Consider the following 26,117-nt stretch of genomic DNA (forward strand, 5'->3'; position numbering starts at 1 on the left):
TGAAATTGTTACAGAATATCGGGATTCCCGGTTTAATTTTAGTGCTTGTCATTGCCTTGATAATTTTTGGTCCATCCAAGCTGCCTGAAATTGGCCGGGCGTTTGGATCGACTTTAAAGGAGTTTAAAAAATCAACACGTGAGTTGGTTTCGGATGACGAGTCGAAGAAAGATGAAAATAAAAGCAGTGCAACTTAATAAGGAATAAAGAAGATGCGGGTATATACTTTCATCTTCTTTTTTTAGAGGTGATTTTATGGATGAAAAACAGATGAATCTGGTGGGCCACTTGGGTGAATTGCGAAAACGACTGATGATCATCGTTGGAAGCTTTATGTTCATTGTCATGTTGGCTTTGATTTATGTAAAGAATATTTACCATTGGTTAGTCCAGGATTTATCAATAAAATTAGCCGTTCTCGGTCCAAGTGATATTTTGTGGGTTTATTTGATGCTTTCAGCTGTGATTGCCTTAGCAGGTACGATTCCTATTGCAGCCCAACAGATTTGGCTCTTTGTACGGCCTGCTTTATCTGAAAAAGAGAAGAAAGTAACAATAGCCTACATACCAGCACTATTCCTGCTTTTTATAGCGGGCATTTGTTTTGGTTATTTTGTCATTTTTCCGCTCGTGTTTCAATTCCTGCTATCGCTATCCCAGGACATGTTCATGGAATTTTTCACAACAGAGAAATACTTCCGTTTTTTAATTCATATGGTCCTGCCCTTTGGTTTTCTATTTGAACTTCCTGTCATTATTATGTTTTTGACAAGCCTGGGTGTGTTAAATCCATACCGTTTGCAAAAAGCCAGAAAGTACTCTTATTTTATATTGATTGTAACGGCAGTCCTAATAACGCCACCAGATCTTCTATCAGACATACTTGTCATTATTCCGCTGCTATTTTTGTACGAATGCAGTGTTTTACTATCGAAGGTAGTTTACCGTAGAAAACAGAGATCTGAATTATCGGCAGCATAACAGGGGACTTACTATGCAGTAAAATACGTCATATTTTAAGACAGCGAATCCGTTTCGCTGTCTTTTTTAGTTTCAATCTTCTCTGGACATGGCATTGTAGTGTTTTAAGTTTTTAAACCGCTTTTTCTTTTTCAAGTACTTTTCGTTTAGTACTAGTACTTTCCCATCCTCGGCGGCTGAAAATTTGCGGTAGACGGATTTGTATTTTTCAAAGGCTAAGTGACCGGAAATGTAAACAGGTAAAATGATGGCGATGAGAATCAGTACATCTCTGATGATATGAAATGGTTGCTCGAAAACATATCTCGTCATAACCGCCTGGGTTGCAAAAGCCACCATTAAAATGATCAGCACATTGCAGATGTGAAAAGCAAAAAATTCCTTTCCTCTAAGAAACATCCGCTCCAGTTCATTTTTAAAAATGAGGGAAATGAATACCGAAATCACAATGAAAATAAACGAAATGAAAAACGCCATTTTACCCGTCCTCCTTCGTGGATTAACCCTTTTCAGCATTGTAACATAATGTTTGCGGGGAGTAATTGAGGATGGGATTCTTATCTAAAGCATATGTGGATGTGAGACAGTAGGTGATCCCACGATTCTCCTTTTACATACTTTTCCTCTCCCTGAGCAACATAAAAAGAAATTGAATGGGAGTCTGGGGGATTGGAAATGAGCTTAGATGATGTGATTTTAGCGCGGGAAAAAATGAAGGGCATTGTACATACGACCCCTCTTGATTATTCTAAAACGTTCAGCGCCCTCTCAAATAGTGAAGTATATTTAAAGCTTGAAAACCTGCAAAAGACTGGATCCTTCAAGGTTAGGGGTTCTTATAATAAACTAATATCTTTGCCTCCTGAAAAGCTTCAAAACGGGGTTGTGGCAGCTTCAGCCGGAAACCATGCTCAGGGTGTTGCGTATTCCTGCCAGATGCTCGGCATTCGGTGCACGATTGTCATGCCGAAAGGTGCGCCTCTCAGTAAGGTGCTGGCAACACGGCAATACGGAGCGGAAGTCATACTCGAAGGTGCAGTTTTTGATGAAGCCCTCGCCTTTGCATTGGAGCTAAAAGACAAGGTTGGCGCCACTTTTATCCATGCCTTTGATGATGAGGCAGTCATTGCCGGACAAGGCACAGTTGGTTTGGAAATACTTGATCAGCTGCCGGATGTCGAGGCGATTATCTGCCCTGTTGGTGGGGGAGGGCTTATTGCGGGTGTTGCTTTGGCGGTGAAAGAGAAGAATTCGAACATTAAGGTATATGGAGTCCAAACGCTTGCATGTCCAAGCATGAAACAGTCGTTAACAGAGAACAGACCTGTCGCTGTTGAAGCAGCCCCAACGATGGCAGATGGAATTGCTGTTCAAAAACCTGGGCAAAAGACTTTTGAAATCATTAGAAATTATGTTGATGACATTTTCTGTGTCGACGAAATGGAAATAGCCCGAACCATGCTTCTTGTCCTGGAGCGAAATAAGCTGCTGGTTGAGGGATCCGGTGCAAGCCCGCTTGCAGCACTGCTTTACGATAAAGTGAAGCTTAGCGGTAAGAAGGTTGCCGTTATTTTAAGCGGGGGAAATGTGGATGTCAATTTTATCTCCCGAATCATTGAACGCGGACTCGTTGAATCCGGGAGATTCGCCCATTTTACGATCACTTTAAAAGATAAGCCAGGAGAGCTGCAAAGAGTGCTGAGCTCTGTAACTGAACTGAACGCAAACATCCAATCCGTCAACCTTAACCGGATCGGCAAGCATATCTATCCAGGCTTTGCTCAGCTGGAGTTATCAGTGGAAACGAAGGACCATGAACATATAGAGCAGCTAGAGAAGAAGTTAAGAGGTCAGGGGTTTCAGCTGCAGATGGAAGAATAGCCATGGGTATAGAGATACTGATACACAGGGACAGTTTCATGTCCCGCAGGCTAAGGAAACTGTTCCCGAGCGAGGAGCATAATAGATTATATTCTTTTGAAAGGTTGTTGCTTCTGTGGATATGGAGAGATGGATATTAGCAGGTATTTCTTCACTAAGTATTCTAGCGCTCATTAAATTAGTGCCGAGAGATAAATCAAGAGACGCGTGGGTACTATTTTTGTTTTTGCAAGTAATAACCTGGCCTGCAGGATTAGTGGCTGTCGAAATGGGCTGGATTGAGTATCCCACACAGTTACTTCCTCAGGCTAATGCATACAATAAGACAAGCTTCACTTTTGAATTCTTCTTATTTCCAGCGGTTGCAATATTTTTTAGTTTGTATTATCCGTCCAAAGTAAACAAGATGGGGGCAATCTTATATTACCTAGGGTTTGCGGGTTTCTTTACATTTTTAGAAGTGGTTATTGAGAGGTATACATCATTGGCAAAATATGACGAGTGGAGATGGTATTGGACTTTAATAACAGTCATTATTTCATTATATATCAACCATACATATTACCGTTGGTTTAGAAGGCGATTGATGAAGGGTGAAAGTATATGAATAAAGAAGTCCTGATTCTGCTGTTTTCGTGGCTGATATCTATTTTTTTATTAGTAAAATATATACCGATAGAACAGAAAAGGACTGCCCATATCACTTTTTTAGTTGTGCAGGCCATTGCCTGGATTTTTGAATATATCCAATTACTGCTTGGAGTGATGGATTTTCCATTTAGAGAATTTGAAGATGCTACAAAAATGAGCTTCTCCTTACATTATCTTATCTATCCAACATTCGGTGTATTTTTTATTATGTTATATCCTATCGATAAAAAGAATCAAAGAATCATCATCCATTATCTGATTTTTGCTATTGCTATCACTACGTATTCCTTTTTAGTTGAAAAATACAGTGCTCTTTTCCATTGGAAAAGCTGGAATGTGTATATCTCATTCATAGCTAATTTGGTGATATTATATGTAATTAAAAAGTTTGTGTTTTGGTATCAGAAAGGATTAGTTTAGAAGAAAGGATACCATAGCTCCGTTAATAGAGGACTATGCAGGTGAAGTGCAGTGACAGTTCAGCAGTTTCACGAAAGAAACAAAGTGTGTGTTTGAACTAGAGCATCTTTTAAGCGGTATTAATGTGGTAGAGGGGACAATTAAATGACAGATTTAATATTTAAACAGTTATCGGTGGACGAGTGCGAACTGATGAGGGATATGGACGCTTCTCAGTATATTGGGAAAGCTTGGAGGGAAATCGATGGCAAACGTCAACTGGTCGAGATCAATTACCAGGATCCTGGTTGGCCAAATGGATATGAACATCATTTCAATAATTTGAAACAAACGGTCAGCCATGGAGGGAGTGCGATTGGCGCATTTGACCGCGATGGTAGATTAATAGGTTTTGCCACCGTAAATCGCGTTTTTTTTGGCAAGAACGTTAATTATGTACTATTGGACCAGCTTTTCATCACACTTGAGCATAGGAATAAAGGGATTGGCAAGAAGCTATTTTTTCTTTCAGCAAAGCAAGCGAAAGAGTGGCGGGCTGATAAGCTCTTTATCTGTGCAGGATATGCAGAAGAAACAGTCGCCTTTTATTTTGTAATAGGGTGCAAAGAGGCTGAAGAAATCCAACAGGAGTTTTACGAAAGTGCTCCAAGGGATTATCAGCTGGAGTTCTCGTTAAGTTTCTTGTAAGAGAGAAACAAGGGGGCGTTTCAAGGGAGTAGAGGCTCCGTTCCAATGCTTTTTTATTGAGGCAGATCCATCTAACGACCTTCTAGTAATCATTATTAATAGTATAATGGACTAACAAGGTTTGATCTGACCAGTGCATATTAAGGAGAGGATTAATCGATGGACGAAAAAACTATCAAGTGGGGAATATTAGGAACAGGTGGAATAGCTAGTGCTTTCGCCAGGGATTTGGTGTTTGCTAAAAATACCGAAAAACTTGCTGTCGGTTCACGTACAATAGAGAGTGCTGCAAAGTTTGCGGAAGAGCATGGCGTTTCCCGCGCATATGGAAGCTACGAAGAACTAGTGCAGGATCCGGATATGGATGCCATTTATGTTGCTACGCCACACCCTTTTCATAAGGAAAATGTATTGGCGTGTCTTCGTGCTGGGAAGGCTGTGCTTTGCGAGAAGCCTTTTACCATAAATAGCGGGGAACTTGAAGAGATCATTCAATTTGCCAGAGATCAAAAGCTTTTCTTGATGGAGGCGATGTGGACACGTTTCCTGCCTCCGATTATTAAAGTTAAAGAATGGATTGACAGTGGCGAAATTGGCGATGTCCTTTTAGTAAAAGCAGATTTTGGTTTCCGTGCACCATGGAATCCTGAGTGGAGATTACTTAATCCAGACCTTGGAGGAGGAGCGTTACTGGATGTAGGGATTTATCCGGTAACATTTGCATCAATGATTTTCGGAACAAAACCAGAGAAGATTCTAAGCTCAGCTCATATTGGTGAAACGGGTGTTGATGAACAGTTTTCCATTCTACTGTCCTATCCTTCCGGAAAAACCGCCACCCTTAACGGAGCCTTTCGAATTGGTTTAACGAACGAAGCTTACATACATGGAACAGAAGGATATATTCGGATTCCATCATTCCATAGTGCCAAATCTGCCACCTTATATAAGGATGGTCAGGAAGCTGAGACATTCAATGATGACAGAAAATCAGCTGGTTATGCGTTTGAGATAGAAGAAGTAGGAAGATGCCTGAGTCAAGGGCTTTTAGAAAGCCCTGTCGTTCCATTGGATGAATCATTAGAAATTATGAAACTGATGGACGAAATTCGTGGACAATGGGGATTAAAATATCCGTTTGAGTGATTTTTATGAGAAGCACGGGGACGTACCCTGTGCTTTTTCCTTTCTCCATTTAAGTAAATCCATCGTATTGCTGAAAATCGAAGGTGAAAAAGTACGCTGGAAAAATTATTCTGTTCGTTCCACCCAATAATTGCACGTTCATCGTTAATAATTGCGCTGAGATGAAGGATAATTGCACCAATATAAGCCATAATTGCCGCTCAGAAACATTAATTGCACGATCACCCAATTTTTACCACACAAGAGGTCGGCATAGTTATCTAGTACGCTTCCATTCCTGTATAAGCCCCCCGTGAAACTTTACAACAGTTGATTCGTATATGTAGAGGACAAAAAAAAAGGGGATTTTTCTATGGGAAATATCATTCTATTTGCTCTTTTGGTTGGATTGGCTTCTGCTCTGATTCTTACTCCTTTTTCTAAAGGGGTAGAGAAGGACAGGAAAATGACTTCTGCCTTTTTGATTGCAGCGATTGTCCTTTTTACGGTTGGGACTTTTGCGTTTTATTTTGCGTTTAATTTGGATCGCAACCTTTCTTCTTTGTGGCCGTTTGCGATTGTGATCACGCTTGCCGGAACGTTTTTTGCGGCTGGTAAGGAAAGAATGATTAAAGGGAGCTTGTTTTTGCTAACCCTGCTTCTAGGTGCGTATTTTATGATCGCTTTTCTTTTTAACGCAGAGGAAAAATATGAGTCTGCGAAAATGGCGGAGAAGATGGAAATCTCGACTTTTGATGAAAAGGAAACACCAGCGAGTGTCCCTCCACATTTTGCACGCAATAAGATGAAAAAGGCGTTTGGCCAGGTTCCGAATACGAGTTATTATGAGCTTGGTAATCTGCAAATCCAGAAGGTCAATGGAGAGTATGTCTATATTGCTCCGGTTGAATTCTCAGGCTTTTTCAAATGGTGGAATGGAAAGTCCACACCGGGTTATTTTACAATCAGTGCCACGGATTCATCAGCAAATCCAAAATTCAAGAAATCTGACATGGTTTATACACCTTCTTCGTTCTTCAATAAAAATGTAGAACGCCATATCCGTTTGCAGTATCCAGAGGCGATTTTCTACGGAGACACTCAGCTTGAGATCGATGATGAAGGCAAACCTTTTTATATCAGGACCTTCGGTGAGTTCATCTCAGCCAGGAATGGTTTTGATGTTAAAGGGGTTGTCATAGTGGATCCTGATTCTGGGAAGACGAAATCCTATGCGCTGGCCGATGTTCCAGAATTCATTGACGGCGCCGTTTCTCCCGAGGCAGTCAGTCTGCAAAACAGCTATTATGGTAATTACATTCATGGTTATTGGAACAGCGTGTTTGGCAAGACGGATATAAAACTGCCTTCAGATGAAGGAACCGAAGCCCAGGTCAGCCCAATTTTTGATGAAAATGGTGATATGTATTATTTCACCGATTTTACCTCCCCGAAAGAAGGGGTCGATTCCATGCTTGGGTACGCCTTGACGAACGCAAGGACTGGGAAAGCGACCTTCTATACTGGCAATCTTGAAGAGTCTTATATGGATTCCGAAGGAGCGCTGCAAATTATTGAAAAGAAGTTCATTGAGAAAAAGTGGCATGGCGAAATGCCGATCCTCTACAATTTCTATGGAGAAGCAAGCTGGCTGACACCTGTTCTAGATTCGAATGGCTTCCTGCAAAATTACTTTATCGTGTCGGCAGCAAACCCGGAAATTTCGGTATTTGGCAATACGCCTAATGAAGCATTGAAAAAGTATAAAACGGCCCTGCAGCATGGCGGCGGAACGGTGGATGGAAGTTCGAAGGCAGAAGAAAAGCAAACGAGCGGAACCGTGCTGCGCGTCTATAAAGAAAAAACAGGCGACTTCACGCTCGTCTCAATCCTGCTGGACAACAAAAAGAACTACATCATCTCATCAGAAACCAGCCCACTGGCGATTTATGTAAAAGAAGGAGATCAAGTCAATATCAAATACAGTGATACCGGCGAAACCTTCCTGCCAGTGAAAGAGTTAGTGATACAAGGATTAGAGTAAGGAAAAAATAGTGCCTGTCCCCGGAGTGATGTTGCACCTGGGGACAGGCACTTTTTGGTTTGGATAAGTATAGGGAAAGATAATGTATTCTCGAGGATTCCTAAGAAGTATTATGTGAGAGGGATATTAAAGAGAGTGCATTGAACAATCTTACTGCTGTTTTTCATTCAATATCTCTAAAACATCCTGATGCTGCTTCTGAACATTGGAGACATGCTTGATTTCACTGGATAGTTCTGATTTCGTTTCATCAAGCTTCTTCATCAAGGTGCCATAATAAAAGCCCATTTCCCTCCGCATTTCACTCTGTTCAGATAGTATAGTTTGCTGGCCTTTGTTCAACTCGCTCTGTTCAGATAGTATAGTTTGCTGGCCTTTGTTCAACTCGCTCTGTTCAGATAGTATAGTTTGCTGGCCTTTGCTCAACTTGCTCTGTTCAGAATGTAAAGCTTGCTGGCCCTTTTCTCAACTTGCTCTGTTCAGAATGTAAAGCTTGCTGGCCCTTTTCTAAGTTGACTAAACGTACCTCCATGGATTCAAAGCGATTATCCACAGCATCAAATCGGGCATCAACAGCATCAAATCGTGCATCAACAGAATCAAAGCGCTTGTCCATTGAATCTAAACGATCTAGGATCTTATTCAATATTTTCTCCATCGTATTTCACCTCCTTCTCTATGGATTTATTATACCCAGTCCAGTAAAACAAGTCACCACGAAGTGACAAGTATTTTTGCTTTTTTCACAACTGCTTCTCTAATTGCATTAGATTACATAAGTAGTCTACTAGATGGAAGTAATCACCTTTTAAATTGGCAGTGAACAAGACCACATTCGCAAGAAATTGTTTCGTGTAAAATAGAACATATTGTATACAACATCAACGTACCTCTGTTGTATCCTTGGCTTTGCAATACTCTAAGTGGCGTAGGGAAGATAGCTAGGAATTTTATAGCAAAATTGTCTTTAATCTCGTATTCTATAAAAGGAAGTTGAAATTCGCGTTTTAGGTGGTATTACCTTGCTGAAAGATTTTTTTATACATTCTAGTTTTGTTATCACATTTTTGTTTATAGGCGGAAGTTTATTTAAAAGCAATCCGGAGATAGATACAACTCTTCAAAAGTTGAAACTTGGAGCATTGGCGGGAATACTTGGTTCAGTGTTAATGGCTTTTAGTATCCAGGTTACTCCTGTAATCATAATGGACTTGCGTCATATCGCGATCTTGTTGTCGGCTTTTTATGGAGGGTTCGTGTCGGCTTTCGTGGCCGCCACCATAATCAATATCAGCAGATTAGTATTTTTTGATGGAAGTTTGGAAACATTTCTGGTCACTGTAATCATAATGTTTATTATTGCGACGTTTGCTGCACTGGTCCAAAAAAAGGTGAAGGGTTCGGACTTTTTTAAGTGGACGGTTATGGGATTGGTTAGTTTAATTGCGATTTCATGCGGCTTTTTGTATCTAATGGGATTATCAAATCAAGTGTACCAAATTTTGGTTAACTATTGGGTTATTACAACAATATCGGGAGTTTTGGTGTTTTTTTTGGCAGGATATATCGTTCAATCCAACCAAATGTTTATGCAACTGAAAACCCAGTCGGCAACAGACTTCCTTACGGGGTTAAATAATGTCAGACAGTTCGATTCTTCACTAAATGAAAGTATAGAAAGTGCCCAGGAGCTTAATGAAAAATTATCGTTGCTTATGATTGATATCGATCACTTCAAAAAGGTGAATGATACGTATGGTCATCAAGCTGGAGATGAAGTATTAAGGCAATTGGGAGGACTGTTAATCACCTGCTCACGCCCAAGTGATATTGTCTCAAGAAATGGCGGTGAAGAATTTTCACTGTTATTAAAGAATTGTTCCTATTCTCAAGCGCTGGAAATCGCAGAACGTCTCCGGGGAATAGTGGAAAATCATCGATTTCCCTTACCAAATGGCAAGGAAATCAAGATCACCATCTCCCTTGGTGCTTCAACCTATCTAGAGACAACCCAAAGTTTAGAAGATTTTATAAAACAAGCGGATGATACCTTATACAAAGCAAAACGGACAGGAAGAAATAAAGTATCCTCACTATAAAGATATGAAAGCACGGGGACGTACCCTGTGCTTTTTTTGGTTGAATAGGGAATTACAAGCAGAAAGATACCCTTATGCAAGCAACTTCAGCTCTATAAGGATACCAATCAAGCGGAAAGATATCCTTATGCAAGCAACTTCCCCTCTATAAGGGTACCAATCAAGCGGAAAGATACCCTTATACAAGCAACTTCAGCTCTATAAGGGTACCAATCAAGCGGAAAGATACCCTTATGCAAGCAACTTCCCCTTTATTAGGGTACCAATCACTCCAAAAAGGCAAAAGACATCTAGCATAACAGGAAATTAAAGGTAAAATAGAACTAGAGATAGACGTGTTAAAGGGGGAACAATTATGGTCCCAGAAATGGAACCCATTACGATTGCCACTATACAGGTAAAAGGGATCGATTCTGTCGTTGACTGGTTCGATCGGCATAAGCAACCCTTTTATGCAATGGGCTGGTTTTATCTTCGCAACCAAAAGCAAATGGAGGAGTTATTTTACCGGTCAATTTTAAAGGTGCATAAGGAAATGCCACGGTATAAAAATGCTGCATCATTCGAATTGTGGATTACCTCGATTTTCATCGATAACTGCCGGGAGCTTTCTCAGGATAAAGTTATACAAGCATCGAGGGAAATTACACCTCATCAGGACTTATTTAAAGCACTCGATCAACTTGGGGATGCTGAAAAGGAAGCGATGATCTTTACATATGGAGCAGGGTTTTCACAAGAGGAAGCTGCGCAAATTCTACGGGTGTCTGTGGGGAAACTGAAGGAGCTAATTTTTTCCGGAGTAAAGTCGGTAAGAAACCAACTCGACGGGTCAACTTTTAACGGCTGTAAGGAGTATCAGAATAACTACATTGATTATCTGGAAAAAACGATGGAACGGCCGGAAAAAATAGAGTTCGAGATGCATCTCTACAATTGCCGGGAATGTCAGGAGGATTTGGCTGCCTTTCAGGATGTCACGATTATGATGAATCATGCTGAGTGGATGAATGACTTGCCAGTGCCGGATAATTTTATCCAGAACATTCAAGAGAAGCTGACAGAAAAAGAGAAAGCCAGGCAGCAGAAGAGTAAAAAGCGTAAGAAAGTAGCATTAATTTTTGCGAGTGTATTTGCATTCTTTATCGGCATTGGTTTCTTTACTGGGGTTTTTGCCAATGTCTATTATGGTTGGACAGAAGAGAATGAGCAATTACGTACCTTCCTGCAAAATGACCTGGGCCAAAGGCTCAACCTGGAAGCGGAAAGAGACGGCGTGAAAATCAAAATCAAGGGTGTCGTTGCTGATGATTATCAGACACTTGTTTTTTATGAAATTGAAGATACGAATGAGGATAAACAATATGTTATGTTTTCGGAAGACGGGCTTATTATAGAAAACGAGAATGAACTCATGAAACACGATACATATCCACGTCATTATCCTCCGGACCTAAAAGCGGAGATGAATAAAAAGGAAAAGAATGTGTTTTATGGAGTGGTTGGACTGCGGCCGCTCGAGGAAAATAGCGGTGTTCTTAAACTAACTATTGCAAGGATTCAGGAGCTGGCTCTTGACGATCAAGAGGCGAGGTGGGGATTTGGTTATAGGAGCAATGGCTTTAAGACAGGTGATTGGAAATTCGAAGTCCCGGTAACTAAGCAGCCTTCCGTCGTATATGAATTGAATGAACAAGCTAAAATCGAAGGGGTCCCGGTTCGTCTGGATAAATTGATCATCGCCCCAACAGCAACGCTTTTGGAATATGGCCTTCCCATGGGGGAGATGGAAAAGAGAATCGATAGGATTCAATTTGGTAATTTAGAAGTGAACGATGTAAAAATGAAACCGGACCAGTTTAATGGATATAACTATTTGCAGCCTGAGGCCAATTGGCAAAAATACCAAATGTATTATGATCCGTTTTATGGGGGAACACCGAAAGACATAACAGTTCAATTCGAATCAGCCTATTTTTCATTAGAGGACCATAAAAGCGTAGAACTGGATGCGAATCAACAATATCCTCAGACGTTTGAATATGCGGGAAGTACCATCAGCATTGATAAAGTTGAAATTGGCCAGCCCACAATCATTGTCATCAGCAATCATGAAGTTGAAAATCGGAAATTTGAAAGACTGCACCTTAATGTTGTAGGTGAAGATGAACATGAACCAATTTCAATGGGGATGGACAATGAGGGAGTGATCGTGGATAAGAATGGTGTTCAGTACGATATGAATTCACCCACATTCGTTTATGAAAAAGTTGAACAGCCACGCCATTTTGTTACCGTCGATACCTTGATGTTAGATGGAGACAACGTCATCCCTAAACGACTGGACATCTACGGGTACAGCTCGATGACATATTTGGATGATGTGGTAGAGATTTCGCTGGATTGATACGCGGGAAAGGGCAGTTAGCTTTTATCAATAAAACTGTCCTTTTTTAACAGGGAGGCCAAAATATGAAGCTATTCATGCAAGCAGCCATGGGCTCGATTGCCATTCATGTGATCTATTTTGTGGGCATACTGCTGATTGGCTACATTAAAACGATGAATTATACACCGGATATCGAAGGTACATGGGAAAGTGTTGGTACGCTTCAGAATGAGGTGGCATTCGGTATGACGGGTTCTCCGTTTTTCTTTCTTTTTACCTTTATCGGAGTAACATTATTTTGCGAAATGGTGATCGTTTTCTATAGAAAAGTTAAAAGAGCACAGGGATAAAATGCCCTGTGCTCCTTAAATCTATCTTCAGTTCTTTCCAATATGTTTCAAGGCTTCTCTTCGGCTTAAGTTTGAAAGAGGAAGGCCGTTTGTAATCTGAATGACTTTCTCAGGATTTTGCTTGGCATATTCTCTTAATGCCCAGCCGATTGCTTTGTTGATGAAAAATTCGTTTGTATGGCAGGTTCTTGAAATTATATCCTCGAGCATAGCCACATCAGTTCTTTCTTTATAGCCTAACTGGAATAAAATACAGGAACGGATCAGCCAGATGTTATCCGAGGCGATCCATCTGTCGATAATTTGCTGCCGTTGCTGCGGGAATTTTTCAAGATAATACCCGAAATGCTTTTTCGCAATATGGTCGATGGTGTCCCACCAGGGCTTGGTCGTGATGATATGTTCGAGCAGCTGGAGATCATCCTCTGTAAACTGCTTTTTCATTAAATCTAATAAGTATAGCGCGCTGCTTTGCATTTCTCGTTCTTCCAATTCCCAGAGCGAAGTAATGACCTCATGCAAATCTTCCTTTGCAGGCAGGCCGTACTTCTTCACATGCTGTTTGAATACTTCTTTCATCTGCGGAGCTCTTAACCCAATAAATTCGAATTGATTCCGCATGTAATTAGACAGCCTTACTGCTTCCTCGCTATTCCGGTGCTGTAATGCTTCTTCATATAATGCTTCAACATAGTTGTTCGTCATACATTCCTCACCATTTCATTTTCATGAATTAACGATTTTGATTACTAACTATATTGTATAGGTATATTCAAACAATTAAAACCGGTATTGTAGGGGAGAAGCTGCCTTGTTACCACAAATACTTAAAAGAAGGTTTTTAATCAATAGAGCCGAAATTAATGTTATATATATTGGCCGTATGCAGGGTAGACAGCGGCTTGAGGGGATAGAGGATGTGAAGAAGGTAGAAAAGGCTATTTTCGGCTGGGGCATTTCTTTGGTTATTTTTCTGGTTATTATGGTTGTAGATCAAACGGTGTATGTTGGTGTTTGGCCATCGACGCTGCCAATTATACTCCTCGTCACACATGCCCTTTATTTTAAAGCGGATGTAAAGGGAAAAAGGAGAGTGCCATATTGGATTTTTGTCATGCTGTTTCTAACGATTCTCTACTTCTCTATTCCTCGGTTCACATATAATCAGGCGAAGGAAAAGGTCCTAGATAAATATGAAGTCATAAACGAAAAAGAGCAGATCATACCTGTGATGGATTCCGGATTTCATCCCTTCGCATTTAAACACTTTTATTCTTTTAAGGTTAGATCAAAGGAAACAGAGCAGCGGATCAGGTAAACCCGGACATAGGAGAGATCATCGTCTTGCGATAATTTAGTTGCCTAGCCTTAAAGGGAAAAAACCACCTCATAGTGGTTTTTAGTCGTGCATGGCTCCTGCCTCTCGGGAAGTCATGGCACCTTGCCCGGCAGCCACATCTTTTTGAATTTGTTGTTTTACTTGTTCCGCATCCGTTCCTGAATATCCTGGCTGCATAACAGAATCTTTATTTCCTTTAAAATTAGAATCCTTCTGCATATAAATCCTCCTTTGGTTTTGTTTTAACAATCCTATTATTCACAAAAAAATCCTTAGTAACCATGGCTTGGGGACTTCTATGGCACCCTCTCTTTCCGGGGAACTTCTGTAATCTTAGAACAAGAATTTTTAGTAAATATAACAATTTTATCTATTATTTGTAAACAACTTATATATAATGTATTTAGGAAAATGTAGGGCTTTACATATTCGTTAAAGTTGGGGGAGAGAGATGATGTCTAATGAGCATGAGGTATCATTGAATAAAGAATTAGAAAGAAAGCCAAAGGTGAAAGTTGAAAGGAAAGAAGGAGAACCTACTGCAGCATTCAAGGGGGCTTCATGGGGAGCTCTGTTAGTGGGTGTTTCCGCTTATCTGATTGGTTTGTTCAACGCAGCGATGGAACTGAATGAAAAAGGGTATTATTTTGCCGTATTGGTATTCGGTCTCTATGCAGCGGTATCTTTGCAAAAGGCAGTGAGAGATCGGGAGGAAGACATACCAGTTACGAATATTTATTATGGCATTAGCTGGTTTGCGCTTATCGTATCTATTTCCTTAATGGCGATCGGTCTATACAATGCCGGAAGTATTGTTTTAAGTGAGAAGGGCTTCTATGGTATGTCCTTTGTCCTTAGTATCTTTGCAGCCATAACCGTTCAGAAGAATATTAGAGATACACAGAGAGCAAAAGAAAGAGATTGATAAAGAACACCAGATGTGTGGGTCCGATTAGGATTTGCCACTTAAGCCATAGAGCCATCATATTAGTGAACGAAACAGGGACGGTTCCAACACAGGAATCGTCCCGGTTTTGTCTTTAATCATAAGGTATCTTCAATGTGCTCCATGATATCGTACGCACCACTTGATTTATTGGAGCAAACGACGGCAATGGTTCGTGAAGCTGGATAATAGGCGGAATGGAAGCTGACTCCTGGGTCATAGCCCATCACATGGTATTTTAGGATTTGGTCGTCCTGTTTCTTAATCCAAACACCGTATCCGTAATAGCCTGTTTCATTGACTTGAGCATGAGGAATGAGTAGTTTGTGCAAGGTCTCTTCACTTAGTAAAAGTTGACCAAAAAGCGCCTTCCACAGTTTGCTCATGTCATCTACGGTGACGTACGCGCCTCCGTCAGAGCCGCCTTTTACCGGCAGTGAGTAGATATTGGTTTTCCAGCTCCCGTCAGGCAGGTCAATATAGCCTAAAGCCGTGTTTGATGGAAGAGCATCAAATGAGAAGTAGCCCGAATCATTCATTCCTGCTTTTTTAAAGATTTTTTCCTGTACATACTCAGTGAATTCCATCCTCGAGACTTGCTCCACAATTAGTCCAAGCACAATGTAGCCTGCGTTATTGTAGTGAAAGGATTCCCCTGGAGAGAATTTCATTTGCTCATTCTGAAACATTGGCAGGAAATCCTTAAGGCTCCTGATATGATACATTGGTCTCTTAATCCATAACTCTTCAAAATCATCCATGACATCCTCATCAAAGTAATCTGGAATACCAGATGTATGCGTCAGCAAATGATGGATTGTAATCTCATTACTGAAACTAGGAAACTCTATATCAAGACAATCTTTCAATTTCGTATCAAAGGTAAGCTTGCCTTCCTCCACAAGCTGGCAAATGGCGATCGCCGTGAAAAGCTTACAGCCAGAAGCAATTCCAAAACGAGTTTCCAAATTGTTTTTGGATTGATTAGCTCGATTTGCATAGCCATAGCTTGCAGTTGAGGTCTGACTCTTCCCATCTTGAACTATGACCGTTCCTGAAAAATCAACCTTAGTCTGGAGTTCTTGAATTGCTAATTCTAAGTTTTTCATTTTTATCCTCCTAACCATATCTACTATAAGGTTAACATTGGAAATTTTTAAAATATAGTAAAATATGACAAAGTAAAGTGGAAGGGATGACTTGCTGTTTCATTGAATCATGGGAAATCCTCTTTCTGGTAAAGGTGTTTCACTCTCGGAATATATCCGCAGAAGGAAGCTTACTTTAGCGGCGTTTGATCTGAAGGACAGCAATGTGAAGGTGATCGATGTTGCGATGAAGTATGGCTACGCTTCCCCGGACTCTTTTGCCAGGGCCTTTCAGGTTTTGCATGGGATCACTCCGTCAGAAGCCAGAAATCATGGTCAATCCTTGAAGGCCTATCCGCCGATGACCTTCCAGTTATCAATAAAGGGAGGATCAGAAATGAATTATCGAATCGTCGAGAAGGAAGCATTCCGCATTGTCGGCATCACAAAAAGAGTGGCGCTAATTTATCATGGAGTGAACCCGGAGATTGCCGAGATGTGGAACAGCTTGAATATGGAAAAAATACAGGAACTGAAGGACCTTTCGAATATTAAGCCTAGCGGATTAATCAGTGCGTCTACAAATTTTTCCGAGGGCCGGATGGAGGGGAAAGGAGACCTGGATCATTATATTGGGGCTGCGACAACGAAGGAATGTCCGGGGCATCTAGCTTCCCTTGAAGTTGCACCAACCACATGGGCGGTGTTTGAGGCAATCGGCCCATTCCCTGAGACTCTCCAAAATGTCTGGGGGCGGATTTATTCCGAATGGTTCCCGTCCTCGAGTTATGAGCAAGTAGAAGGTCCCGAAATCCTGTGGAATGAAAATAAAGATATGACCTCACCGAAGTACCGGAGTGAAATATGGATTCCGGTGAGACGCAAATAAGGAACTGACTCAAAACGAAGCACAGGGTACGTCCCTATGCTTCGTTTTCATCCTCTTGTTTTTCTTCGTGTTTTTTTCTCCAATTTTTAGGGTTAAAGTACTTTCTGATTTTACCTGCGACTTCTTTTCCGACCAAAATCGCTCCAAGCCAGAAGGTAACTTCAGCAAGTACCAGGCTGGTTGTGATACTGATGACCTTCATTTTACTGGATATCGGTAGAAAAGGAATGCCAAGTGGAGTCACCCATATAATGAAGGATGAAATAATAAGGAACATTCCAATTTTATATCGTAAAGGTTTTTTATTTGTTGATTCGGTTTGCATTCTAAACCCCCGAAAAGAATTTATTTTGATTTTAACACAGTGGGCCTGGATTCACAGGGCCGAGAGTGGAAGAAGCATATGGTTCTTTCACATTGCTTGTTGACAGAATGGCTAGGAATGAATTATATTGTATTTAATTATTTGAATAGTTCTCCTAAAGGGGAGTAGCTTTTACAGCAGAGTCGTCATTTCGGAAGTTTCGCACTTCCCGGCTTTGTTGGCAACGTTGACGTTGTTAGCAAGACCTTTACCTTTTTGGTAAAGGTCTTTTTATGTCTTAAAGACCTTTACCATGTCTGGTAAAGGTCTTTTTCTATGTTCAGACCGGCCGCAGACGAATTGGAACTTTCAATAATATGAAACTATTGAAAAGGAGCTGAATCAGGTGAAAAAGAAAAAGGTGTCTTTTGAGGAGTTACTGAAGGAGAACAGGCGTGAGCTTTTGGAGGATCAGAAGCTGCTTGAAAAGATCGACGAGCGAATTGAAGCAAGACGCTTGGGAGTTAAAAACGGAAACGCATCTTAATTTTAAAAGGGGGAAAAGTGATTGGAACTGTCGATTTTATTTGAATACGGTTGGGTATTGCTGCTATTAATCGCTCTTGAAGGATTGCTTGCAGCTGATAATGCATTGGTATTGGCGATTATGGTAAAGCATCTTCCGGAAGAAGAACGGAAAAAGGCACTATTCTATGGTTTGGCAGGAGCATTTGTTTTTCGATTTGCTTCATTATTCATCATTTCTTTCTTGGTTGATGTCTGGCAGGTACAGGCAATCGGAGCGTTATATCTGCTATTCATTGCGATCAATCATATAGTCAGGAAGCTTTATTTTAAAAAATTGGAAGACGAAAACAAAGCTGCAGAGAAAAAGAAATCAGGCTTCTGGGCGACTGTATTCAAAGTGGAGCTGGCGGATATCGCTTTTGCGGTCGATTCCATACTGGCAGCTGTTGCTTTGGCGATGACACTTCCGAATACCAATCTGCCCAAAATCGGCGGGATGGATGGCGGCAAGTTCCTGGTCATTTTTGCCGGCGGATTAATCGGTTTGATCATCATGCGTTTCGCTGCCAACCTCTTTGTGAAATTGCTCCAATCAAGACCTGGTCTCGAAATCGCCGCTTTTGCGATTGTTGGCTGGGTAGGCGTCAAGCTTGCGGTGTTAACACTTGGTCATCCTGATATCGGAGTATTATCCTATGACTTCGCCCATTCAGTAGAATGGAAGCTGTTCTTCTACACGGTCCTAATTGGGATAGCAGCAGCCGGCTGGTTCCTGACGAAGGAAAAAGAGCAAGCGCAGAGTGCGTAAAACATACCTTGAATGTGCAATGACCTATTAACGAAGTATGTCATCCATGCAATTGAGTATCATAAAAACACCGACTGTCTTTTTACCGGAAGAAATGAATTGAAATAATTGGGGTGTTTCCGTTGATGTAGGATAGCACCCATTGGCAATGGTTTGAGGGTCTTTGATACAATTAAAGAAATGAGGAATTTGGAGGTTGATCCCTTTTGGGAATCGAGATAGTGGTGTTATTGATCCTGATTGTACTGAATGCTTTTTTTGCCGCATCAGAGATCGCGTTAATTTCGTTGAATGATAATAAAATAAAATTGATGGCAGACAGCGGGAATCGAAAAGCGAAGATGCTGTATAATCTAACTGCCGAACCAAGCCGTTTTTTGGCCACCATCCAGATTGGTATTACTCTGGCAGGCTTCCTGGCGAGTGCGTTTGCAGCTGAAAGCTTTGCTGGCAGGATGGCAGTATTCTTGAACGAAATGGGCGTCCCGCTTTCACAGGGGATGCTTGAATTGATTTCTGTCATCACGATTACATTGGTGTTGTCTTATTTTACACTCGTGCTGGGAGAATTAGTCCCCAAGCGGCTTGCGCTTCAGAAAGCTGAACCGATTGCGATGTTTGCCGCTGGTCCTTTGACTGTGTTGTCCAAAATCTCCTCGCCATTCGTTAAGTTGTTGACGATATCCACGAATGGAATTGTTCGGCTGTTTGGGGTAGATCCAAATGCGGAGAGTGAACATGTGACAGAGGAAGAAATCCGGATGATGGTTGATGTAGGCAGGGAAAAAGGGACCATACAGGATTCAGAAAAGGTTATGATTAACAATATTTTTGAATTCGATAATAAAACGGTATCTGATATCATGACACACAGGACTAATATTATCGCTCTTTCAGCTGGCACCAGCCTGAAAGAGACGGTCAAGATCGTCAACCAGGAAAAATACACAAGAATGCCTGTTTACGATGGAGACATTGATCATATCATTGGTATTCTTCATACAAAGGATTTAATCCCGTTCATTGAAGGTGTTGATCCGCAGGAGTTCAATTTGAGAAGTATGCTGCGGGAGCCAAGCTTTATCCTGGAATCGATGCGGCTCGATCAATTGTTCAGAGATATGCAGAAGAGCAATATTCATATGGCGGTTGTCATTGATGAATACGGCGGAACGGATGGAATTGTGACCATTGAAGACCTGATTGAGGAAATCGTCGGCAATATTTTTGATGAGTATGATGAACCGGAACTGGACGTCGACGAAATCGAACAAATTGATCAAAATCACTTTATCATGGCTGGCACCCTTAATTTGTATGAGGTAGAGGATATACTCAAAGTAGAACTTCCAAGCGCAGAATATGATACGTTAAGTGGATTTATCCTCGGTCAGCTTGGTTATATTCCTGGTGCGGACGAACGGCCAGAGATTAAGTATCAGGGAATTGTGTTCGCAGTTGCTGAAATGGATGACAGAAGGATCGCCCGTGTCCATGTGAGTATTGAAGATTCGACTCCAGGAATAGAATCATAAGACCGTATTTAAGAAGGTTCTTTCGTTTTTTTTAATGAGAGACCTTCTTTTTTATTTTTATTACAGAAGGGCAGAACCTTTTCGACAGGACTACTCTCCACAGACCAGTACCTTAGTGATTTTATCGAAGATTTTCCTCATGGCAATGACATCACTATCCACCATTTACTCACCCACAGCTCCGACATCCCTGAATTTTTAAAAGTAGTAGAGTACGAGCAGGCATTTGAGCCCATTGAGATGACCAACTAGATGGCGGTTATAGAAGGGTTTTGTGAAAGTTTGGTAGAAATATACAAAAGTGAAAAGGAGGGAAAGAATATGATTAAAAAAGGATTGTTATTGATTGTTTGTTGCATTCCAATCATTACAGCTTGTACTGATACAGAAACAGACAATCAGCTCGAGAGTGAGAAAGAAACATTAACCCTGAATCTTACTGAGAATAAAAAGGAGATTGCTAGGTTAAATGAAAAAATATCAGAACTGGAAAAACAAATTGAAACCAATGAACAAGAAAGCGAACTGTTTTCACAATTGAGCAACCTATCAAGAGATTTCGTAAAGGCACATACTACAGGTGATAAAGAAACCCTGCAATCTCTGCTGTCTGCAGAACTTATGCTGGAGGAAAGGGAAAATAAGTTATTTGTTAAAAATAACGATAATGTCGAATGGCTGCTATATTCAGCTGATGATTATCAGTTGGATGACTGGGTCATACAAGGTTTTCATTACGACCGCGAAAACAATACCTATACTGTATATATAAGAGAATTTTTAAAGGATGCAAACGGTGAGCCAGTAAGCCCCCCAACATTCTTGAAACTGAAATACAAATTATACAATGACCAATGGAAAGTGGATGGGGTGGAATTTGATGTATAAAAGTAGAAGCATAGGGGGCACACCGCACCCTATGCTTCTGTTTCATTCATAGATATAACTGATGACATCCAACGCCTGATCAACGGTTTCTACCGTAACGTTCGCTTTATTGGATAGTTCTTTCAATGGGTGAATCAAGGATTCTGGTCTGACGATGATGGTTGGTTTGTTCATCGTGATGGCAGCGCTGGCGTCCATCGCTGTGTTCCATTGCTTGTACTTTTCACCAAAAAGCGCGATGACGATATCCGATTTTTGCATTAAAACCTGTGTCCTGAAGTTGTTGATATCAGATGCAGCGTCGTCCTTATACACATTGCCCGGCTGTTTTCCAAGGATGTCCTCGCCAATATTGTCAGAGCGATCATGGTTAGTCTGCGGGCCGACGAAGACCAAAGGCAAGTTCTTTTCCTTCGCCTTTTGTGCCACCTGATCACGCCAATCATCGTGAATCTGGCCTGCCAAATAAACCGTTAATTCCATCGTAACACCCTCCAATTGAATCTATTGTAATTCAATCATATAAGACTTTACTGATAATTCAAAGGAATTAGGATGGAGTGATTTTTCGAAGGAAGATTTGGTGAAAGTTAATCCTCTGTTAGGTAGTAATGCCGTTTACGTGCCCCAACTTGGTGGATTTTCAAGGGTATGGGCACATAATCAAGTTCAATATGGCCTAACCTTGGTGGATTTGCGTGCAGATGGTTTCTGGCCTTACATTATCGTCTTTCCTTTTCGTATGATAGAATGTCTTGCAAAGAGTTTTAAGGAGGAAGGAAGAATTGAAAAAGTTGCCTATTAATGAAAATGGATTGAATGCTTCACAGCTTGTGTTTGGCTGCATGGGCCTTGGCGGGAGCTGGGACAGCAGTCCGATCGAACCGGAACATGTCAAGCAGGCATATGAAGCGGTGGAAGCGGCGTTAGAGTCTGGGATCAATATGTTTGATCATGCCGATATTTATACTTTGGGAAAAGCAGAGAGAGTTTTTGGGCAGGTTTTAAAAGAAAAACCCGGACTTCGTGATGATATGATCATCCAGTCGAAATGCGGCATTCGTTTCGCTGACCAGGAATCTGGCCTGCCAGGCAGGTATGATTTTTCCAAATCATACATACTCGACAGTGTGGATGGCATCCTTTCAAGGCTTGGCATCGAGTATCTGGATATCCTGTTATTGCATCGTCCTGATCCTCTAATGGAACCGGCCGAAGTTGGCGAAGCCTTTCATCAGCTAAAAGCTTCCGGCAAGGTGCGTTCATTCGGTGTTTCTAACATGAGTGCTGGTCAAATCCGTTTTCTTCAGAAGCATACCGATGAAAAAATCATCGTCAATCAGCTGGAAATGAGCTTGAATAAAATCGACTGGCTTGAGACGGGTGTCCATATCAACCAGGACGCCGCACGCCAAAACACCTTCCCTGAAGGGACTCTGGAGTTTATGCAGATGGAAGGAATCCAGATTCAATCCTGGGGTTCGCTTGCCAAAGGGCTCTATTCTGGTAAAAATATCGAGAATGAAAGCGATAGTGTCAAGCAGACTGCGGCCATGGTACAAAAGCTTGCAGAAGAAAAACAAACAACACCAGAAGCCATCGTGCTCGCGTGGCTGATGAGACACCCAGCCGCCATCCAGCCTGTCATTGGCACGGTGAACCCAGCACGGATCAAGGCAAGTGGTCATGCAGTCAATATCAGCCTCAGCCGTGAGGAATGGTATTCATTGTATGTAAGCTCACGCGGTGTCAGACTGCCTTAGGAAATTAATGGAGTCAGCAGAACCATTCTGCTGCTCTTTTTTTTTGTTGGTCTATAACTAATTCTTATCGATATTTATTGATTTTATTAAATTTTCTTATTACATATTTACAAATATAATGAATGAAGGAGGTGTTAAATTATGGATTATATCATTCTCTTTTTCATTGGAATTTTAGCAACGACGATTGGAACTCTGGCTGGTGGCGGAGGATTAATCAGCTTGCCTTCCATGCTGGTGTTAGGCATCCCAGTGCATTCTGCGATTGCCGCGAATAAAGTTTCAAATACAATCAGCTCCTTCTCGAGCTTTTATCATCTTTATAGGGAAAAGAAAATTACTTTCAAGGAATCATTCTGGATCATCCCTGTCAGCCTGATTGGAGGAGTCAGCGGCGGTTTCATTGCTACGAAAATCTCAAGTGAAGACATGTATGTAGTGGCGATTGGCTTGCTGATTTTTGCTTTCCTCGCCTCATTCTTGGGGAAAGGGAGCATGTCTGGAGATCAGCCATTAAAGCCTTCTGGTAAAAGTGTTCCTGGTTTATACGCAATCGGGATTTATGATGGGCTTTTTGGGCCAGGACAAGGAACGCTGATGCTATATCTGTTTGATCATTTGAACATCGCCTACATCCGGGCGGTCGGATATGTTCGCCTTGCCACGTTTTCGAGCTGTTTAGGTGCGGCTATTACCTATATTTCTACCGGGGCTGTTATCTGGCCGCTGACCATTGCCTTAATGCTCGGTTCGGTGACAGGAGCGCAAATTGGCGTCAGGATTGCCAGTAAGCTGAACCCCAGCTATGTCAAACCGATATTGCGGGTGATGACAGTGGCGCTTGTTGTACAGATTCTTTTCGAAAAAGTGGTGTAGCAGGATGCCCCCTTATTTTATTGATAAGGGGGTTTTTCGCATGATACCCCACATGACATTCCAGTATTTTACTACTGTGTTAGAATGATAATATGGCATTTTGAACCATTTTTAAAAGGGGGAGAGTCATGTCTTCGGAAATATTATCAATTACCGGCCTGACTAAATCATACGGAAGCAAAGAAGTGCTGAAAGGGATAGATTTAAAGGTTGATAAAGGTGAAATCATTGGATACATAGGACCAAACGGCGCGGGAAAAAGTACAACGGTAAAACTGATGCTTGGCCTTGAAGAAGGATATTCCGGGCGGATTGAGATTTTTGGAGAGGATATTGCGAAGCAGGGTGAAAGCTACAAGCGGAGGATCGGTTATATTCCCGAGACTTCTGAAATGTATGATTCGCTTACGGCTCAGGAGTATTTGACGTTCGTTGCTGAGCTGTATGGGATGGATTATGATGATGCGGACAGGAAGGCAAAGCAGCTTTTCGATGTGTTCGGCCTGGCTGAGGTCTATCAATCCCGGATTTCTTCTTTTTCGAAAGGGATGAGGCAGAAGACGCTGATTGTATCTAGTTTTTTACATAATCCTGACTTGCTGTTCCTTGATGAACCGCTGACGGGTCTGGACGCGAATAGTGTGATGGTTTTTAAGGAGATTCTTGCCTTGTTCGCTGATGAAGGGAAGACGATTTTTTATTCGTCCCATATCATGGATGTTGTCGAGAAAATCAGCAACCGGATTGTCCTGCTTCATGGCGGCTATATCGTGGCGAATGGCAGTTTTGAAGAATTGAAGAGTCAGAGCAAAGAGGGGTCACTTGAGAATATCTTCAATCAGATGACCGGCTTCCATGAGCACCAGGATCGTGCCTCTGAATTTGTATCCATCGTTAAGGAGGGGTGACGATGGACAATTTTTTCGTTTTAAGGCTGCTGGATGTTTTTAAGCCATTCTTTTTAAAAATGGGTGTAGATTATAGGACGATGCGGCGAATTCTCCAGGTCAAGCTGACAATGGATCAGCGCCGAAAGCCGACGGTGTTCAACCAGTCAAGGAAAAAGAAGGATAAACCAGAGAAGAATGAATTCTTCAAATCATTGTGGATGTACGGCTTTTTTGGGTTGATGCTGATTCCGTTTTTATTTTTAAAAGATAATTATCTGTTTCAAGTGTCGATCTTGTTCAGCATCTTCATGTTCATCATTATGACGACGCTGATTTCCGATTTTTCATCGGTCTTGCTCGACTTGCGTGATAAAAGCGTCCTTGCTACGAAACCAGTCAACTCGAAGACTGTAAGCATGGCAAAGTTGCTGCATGTGACGATTTACATGCTGTACATTACCCTGGCAACAACGTTGATTCCGTTGTTGGTCAGCTTGTTCTTCAAGGGCATCCTATTCACTTTATTGTTCCTTGTCTCATTCGCGCTGGCCGACATTTTTATCATTGCATTTACAGCGTTGTTGTACCTGTTTATTTTGCGGTATTTTGACGGTGAAAAGCTTAAGGATATTATCAACTATGTCCAGATTGCCCTCACTGTCGGCATGATGATTGGCTACCAGGTGGTGGCGCGTTCTTTTGAACTGGTGAATCTTGATTATACAATCGATTTTGCCTGGTGGCAGCTATTGCTTCCGCCGATGTGGTTTGGCGGCTTGTTCGATGTGCTGCTTGGGGGAGGCAGAAGCATCGGGAGTATGATCTTGACGATGCTGGCCGTGCTTGGACCGGTTGTGTCCATCCTCGTTTATTTGAAATTGATCCCGGACTTTGAAAGGAATCTGCAAAAGCTATCGAGCCAGACTGGCAAGAAAAAAGCCAGCAACAAATGGAAGCTATTCCGTTCCATGCCGATGCTGGTTTCCAAAGATGAGCTGCCATTTTTCCGGTTCGCAAGGATCATGATGAAAAATGAGCGTGATTTCAAGCTGAAGGTCTATCCTTCACTTGGGTTTGCCGTGGTGGTTCCGTTCGTGTTTATGTTCAACAGCTATTCCATAATGAGTTTTGAGGAATTCGCTGCCAGTCGGTCCTATTTAAGTATGTATTCAATCATGCTGGTCATCCCGACGTCGGTCATCATGCTCGCGCATTCCGGTTCCTATAAAGGCAGCTGGATTTATCAGGTCGCACCAGTAAAAAGGCTTGGTCTGATCAATAAAGCGGCATTGAAGGCATTCTTGTTCCAGTTGTTTTTGCCATTGTTCCTGCTCGTGTCGGTTATGTTCAGCTTTTTGTTTGGTCTGAGGATTTTGGATGACCTGGCTGCGGTATTATTTGCGGCATTGATTTATACAGCGGTGTGCTTTCTGGCAGGAGGAAAGGAGCTCGCCTTTTCACAGCCGTTCGACGCTGTCCAGCAGAGTGGCGATATCAAAGTGTTTCTTCTTTTCTTTATCATCCCTGTCTTTGTGGGACTTCACTTTTTAGCATTGAAATTGCCCTTTGGCGTGGCTGGATACGCGATTTTGATGTTTGCAGTGAATTGGGGTTTGTGGAAAGTATTGAAGTGAGT

The 26,117-nt window shown here is 41.6% G+C and carries 30 protein-coding genes and 1 pseudogene; 23 read left to right on the forward strand and 8 right to left on the reverse strand.

Annotation, left to right across the window (positions count from 1 at the left end):
• Positions 1-5: 5 nt before the first annotated feature.
• Together AC0VX7_RS03395 and tatC are read left to right on the forward strand one after the other, a co-directional pair.
• The gene (locus AC0VX7_RS03395; RefSeq protein WP_475426680.1) at positions 6-197 is read left to right on the forward strand and encodes a twin-arginine translocase TatA/TatE family subunit; all 192 of its coding nucleotides are present in this window, start codon (positions 6-8) and stop codon (positions 195-197) included.
• 58 nt (positions 198-255) lie between these two features.
• Complete coding sequence (tatC, locus tag AC0VX7_RS03400; protein WP_475426681.1) at positions 256-981, forward strand: twin-arginine translocase subunit TatC; 726 nt, start codon at positions 256-258, stop codon at positions 979-981.
• A gap of 72 nt (positions 982-1,053) precedes the next feature.
• Here tatC and AC0VX7_RS03405 read toward each other — a convergent pair whose 3' ends face one another.
• On the reverse strand, positions 1,054-1,458 hold the full coding sequence (locus tag AC0VX7_RS03405; RefSeq protein WP_475426682.1) for a hypothetical protein: 405 nt from the start codon (positions 1,456-1,458) through the stop codon (positions 1,054-1,056).
• Between the two features lie 198 nt (positions 1,459-1,656).
• On the opposite strand from AC0VX7_RS03405, the gene ilvA reads away from it, so the two are divergent.
• From ilvA to AC0VX7_RS03435, 6 genes are all read left to right on the forward strand, one after another.
• Complete coding sequence (gene ilvA, locus AC0VX7_RS03410) at positions 1,657-2,862, forward strand: threonine ammonia-lyase (protein WP_475426683.1); 1,206 nt, start codon at positions 1,657-1,659, stop codon at positions 2,860-2,862.
• Positions 2,863-2,983: 121 nt separating this feature from the next.
• Positions 2,984-3,469, forward strand: a complete 486-nt coding sequence (locus tag AC0VX7_RS03415) for a CBO0543 family protein (RefSeq protein WP_475428066.1) — start codon at positions 2,984-2,986, stop codon at positions 3,467-3,469.
• A complete protein-coding gene (locus tag AC0VX7_RS03420) occupies positions 3,466-3,933 on the forward strand; it encodes a CBO0543 family protein (protein ID WP_475426684.1) in 468 nt (155 codons plus the stop codon). The genes AC0VX7_RS03415 and AC0VX7_RS03420 overlap by 4 nt, the downstream gene beginning before the upstream one ends.
• A gap of 144 nt (positions 3,934-4,077) precedes the next feature.
• Positions 4,078-4,620 (forward strand): GNAT family N-acetyltransferase, encoded by a 543-nt coding sequence (locus tag AC0VX7_RS03425; protein ID WP_475426685.1) that lies wholly within the window; start codon positions 4,078-4,080, stop codon positions 4,618-4,620.
• Positions 4,621-4,779: 159 nt separating this feature from the next.
• Positions 4,780-5,766, forward strand: coding sequence for a Gfo/Idh/MocA family protein (locus AC0VX7_RS03430; RefSeq protein ID WP_475426686.1), 987 nt, complete (start codon positions 4,780-4,782; stop codon positions 5,764-5,766).
• Between the two features lie 352 nt (positions 5,767-6,118).
• Positions 6,119-7,789: a hypothetical protein gene (locus AC0VX7_RS03435; RefSeq protein WP_475426687.1), complete on the forward strand. Its 1,671-nt coding sequence runs from the start codon at positions 6,119-6,121 to the stop codon at positions 7,787-7,789.
• 150 nt (positions 7,790-7,939) lie between these two features.
• Here the strand turns inward: AC0VX7_RS03435 and AC0VX7_RS03440 are convergent, their stop codons facing one another.
• Positions 7,940-8,215 carry a hypothetical protein gene (locus tag AC0VX7_RS03440; RefSeq protein WP_475426688.1) on the reverse strand — a complete coding sequence of 92 codons (276 nt, stop codon included), beginning with the start codon at positions 8,213-8,215 and terminating at the stop codon, positions 7,940-7,942.
• 10 nt (positions 8,216-8,225) lie between these two features.
• Positions 8,226-8,447 (reverse strand): hypothetical protein, encoded by a 222-nt coding sequence (locus AC0VX7_RS03445; protein WP_475426689.1) that lies wholly within the window; start codon positions 8,445-8,447, stop codon positions 8,226-8,228.
• 364 nt (positions 8,448-8,811) lie between these two features.
• On the opposite strand from AC0VX7_RS03445, the gene AC0VX7_RS03450 reads away from it, so the two are divergent.
• From AC0VX7_RS03450 to AC0VX7_RS03460, 3 genes are all read left to right on the forward strand, one after another.
• Positions 8,812-9,888, forward strand: a complete 1,077-nt coding sequence (locus AC0VX7_RS03450; RefSeq protein WP_475426690.1) for a GGDEF domain-containing protein — start codon at positions 8,812-8,814, stop codon at positions 9,886-9,888.
• A 355-nt stretch (positions 9,889-10,243) separates the two neighbouring features.
• Positions 10,244-12,295: a DUF4179 domain-containing protein gene (locus AC0VX7_RS03455; RefSeq protein ID WP_475426691.1), complete on the forward strand. Its 2,052-nt coding sequence runs from the start codon at positions 10,244-10,246 to the stop codon at positions 12,293-12,295.
• A 65-nt stretch (positions 12,296-12,360) separates the two neighbouring features.
• Positions 12,361-12,627, forward strand: a complete 267-nt coding sequence (locus tag AC0VX7_RS03460; protein WP_475426692.1) for a hypothetical protein — start codon at positions 12,361-12,363, stop codon at positions 12,625-12,627.
• 27 nt (positions 12,628-12,654) lie between these two features.
• Here the strand turns inward: AC0VX7_RS03460 and AC0VX7_RS03465 are convergent, their stop codons facing one another.
• The gene (locus tag AC0VX7_RS03465) at positions 12,655-13,332 is read right to left on the reverse strand and encodes a DNA alkylation repair protein (protein WP_475426693.1); all 678 of its coding nucleotides are present in this window, start codon (positions 13,330-13,332) and stop codon (positions 12,655-12,657) included.
• Positions 13,333-13,546: 214 nt separating this feature from the next.
• On the opposite strand from AC0VX7_RS03465, the gene AC0VX7_RS03470 reads away from it, so the two are divergent.
• The gene (locus AC0VX7_RS03470; RefSeq protein WP_475426694.1) at positions 13,547-13,945 is read left to right on the forward strand and encodes a hypothetical protein; all 399 of its coding nucleotides are present in this window, start codon (positions 13,547-13,549) and stop codon (positions 13,943-13,945) included.
• An 81-nt stretch (positions 13,946-14,026) separates the two neighbouring features.
• Here the strand turns inward: AC0VX7_RS03470 and AC0VX7_RS03475 are convergent, their stop codons facing one another.
• The gene (locus tag AC0VX7_RS03475; protein WP_475426695.1) at positions 14,027-14,185 is read right to left on the reverse strand and encodes a hypothetical protein; all 159 of its coding nucleotides are present in this window, start codon (positions 14,183-14,185) and stop codon (positions 14,027-14,029) included.
• Positions 14,186-14,420: 235 nt separating this feature from the next.
• Between AC0VX7_RS03475 and yiaA the strand changes: the two genes are divergently transcribed.
• The gene (gene yiaA, locus AC0VX7_RS03480) at positions 14,421-14,891 is read left to right on the forward strand and encodes an inner membrane protein YiaA (RefSeq protein WP_475428067.1); all 471 of its coding nucleotides are present in this window, start codon (positions 14,421-14,423) and stop codon (positions 14,889-14,891) included.
• Between the two features lie 119 nt (positions 14,892-15,010).
• On the opposite strand, the gene AC0VX7_RS03485 is transcribed toward yiaA, so the two are convergent.
• The gene (locus tag AC0VX7_RS03485; RefSeq protein WP_475426696.1) at positions 15,011-16,021 is read right to left on the reverse strand and encodes a serine hydrolase domain-containing protein; all 1,011 of its coding nucleotides are present in this window, start codon (positions 16,019-16,021) and stop codon (positions 15,011-15,013) included.
• Between the two features lie 133 nt (positions 16,022-16,154).
• Between AC0VX7_RS03485 and AC0VX7_RS03490 the strand changes: the two are divergent.
• Positions 16,155-16,889: pseudogene (locus tag AC0VX7_RS03490) on the forward strand (AraC family transcriptional regulator); the annotation flags it as partial.
• A gap of 34 nt (positions 16,890-16,923) precedes the next feature.
• Here the strand turns inward: AC0VX7_RS03490 and AC0VX7_RS03495 are convergent.
• Positions 16,924-17,214, reverse strand: coding sequence for a transporter suffix domain-containing protein (locus AC0VX7_RS03495; RefSeq protein WP_215035775.1), 291 nt, complete (start codon positions 17,212-17,214; stop codon positions 16,924-16,926).
• A 385-nt stretch (positions 17,215-17,599) separates the two neighbouring features.
• Between AC0VX7_RS03495 and AC0VX7_RS03500 the strand changes: the two genes are divergently transcribed.
• From AC0VX7_RS03500 to AC0VX7_RS03515, 4 genes are all read left to right on the forward strand, one after another.
• Complete coding sequence (locus tag AC0VX7_RS03500) at positions 17,600-17,740, forward strand: FbpB family small basic protein (RefSeq protein WP_475426697.1); 141 nt, start codon at positions 17,600-17,602, stop codon at positions 17,738-17,740.
• Between the two features lie 21 nt (positions 17,741-17,761).
• Positions 17,762-18,529 (forward strand): TerC family protein, encoded by a 768-nt coding sequence (locus tag AC0VX7_RS03505; RefSeq protein WP_475426698.1) that lies wholly within the window; start codon positions 17,762-17,764, stop codon positions 18,527-18,529.
• 206 nt (positions 18,530-18,735) lie between these two features.
• The gene (locus AC0VX7_RS03510) at positions 18,736-20,064 is read left to right on the forward strand and encodes a hemolysin family protein (protein ID WP_475426699.1); all 1,329 of its coding nucleotides are present in this window, start codon (positions 18,736-18,738) and stop codon (positions 20,062-20,064) included.
• 321 nt (positions 20,065-20,385) lie between these two features.
• A complete protein-coding gene (locus AC0VX7_RS03515; protein ID WP_475426700.1) occupies positions 20,386-20,952 on the forward strand; it encodes a hypothetical protein in 567 nt (188 codons plus the stop codon).
• Positions 20,953-20,994: 42 nt separating this feature from the next.
• On the opposite strand, the gene AC0VX7_RS03520 is transcribed toward AC0VX7_RS03515, so the two are convergent.
• Positions 20,995-21,435 carry a YtoQ family protein gene (locus tag AC0VX7_RS03520; RefSeq protein ID WP_041966786.1) on the reverse strand — a complete coding sequence of 147 codons (441 nt, stop codon included), beginning with the start codon at positions 21,433-21,435 and terminating at the stop codon, positions 20,995-20,997.
• A 100-nt stretch (positions 21,436-21,535) separates the two neighbouring features.
• Between AC0VX7_RS03520 and AC0VX7_RS03525 the strand changes: the two genes are divergently transcribed.
• The 5 genes from AC0VX7_RS03525 (at position 21,536) to AC0VX7_RS03545 (ending at position 26,115) form a co-directional block, all read left to right on the forward strand.
• Complete coding sequence (locus tag AC0VX7_RS03525) at positions 21,536-21,757, forward strand: hypothetical protein (RefSeq protein ID WP_475426701.1); 222 nt, start codon at positions 21,536-21,538, stop codon at positions 21,755-21,757.
• A complete protein-coding gene (locus tag AC0VX7_RS03530) occupies positions 21,738-22,715 on the forward strand; it encodes an aldo/keto reductase (RefSeq protein WP_475426702.1) in 978 nt (325 codons plus the stop codon). The genes AC0VX7_RS03525 and AC0VX7_RS03530 overlap by 20 nt, the downstream gene beginning before the upstream one ends.
• A 141-nt stretch (positions 22,716-22,856) precedes the next feature.
• Entirely contained in the window at positions 22,857-23,591 is a 735-nt protein-coding gene (locus AC0VX7_RS03535; protein WP_475426703.1) for a sulfite exporter TauE/SafE family protein, read from the forward strand.
• Positions 23,592-23,719: 128 nt separating this feature from the next.
• Positions 23,720-24,499 (forward strand): ABC transporter ATP-binding protein, encoded by a 780-nt coding sequence (locus AC0VX7_RS03540; RefSeq protein WP_475426704.1) that lies wholly within the window; start codon positions 23,720-23,722, stop codon positions 24,497-24,499.
• Between the two features lie 2 nt (positions 24,500-24,501).
• On the forward strand, positions 24,502-26,115 hold the full coding sequence (locus tag AC0VX7_RS03545; RefSeq protein WP_475426705.1) for a hypothetical protein: 1,614 nt from the start codon (positions 24,502-24,504) through the stop codon (positions 26,113-26,115).
• Positions 26,116-26,117: the final 2 nt, after the last annotated feature.

Source organism: Mesobacillus sp. QJM3NY_10, from assembly GCF_056173465.1.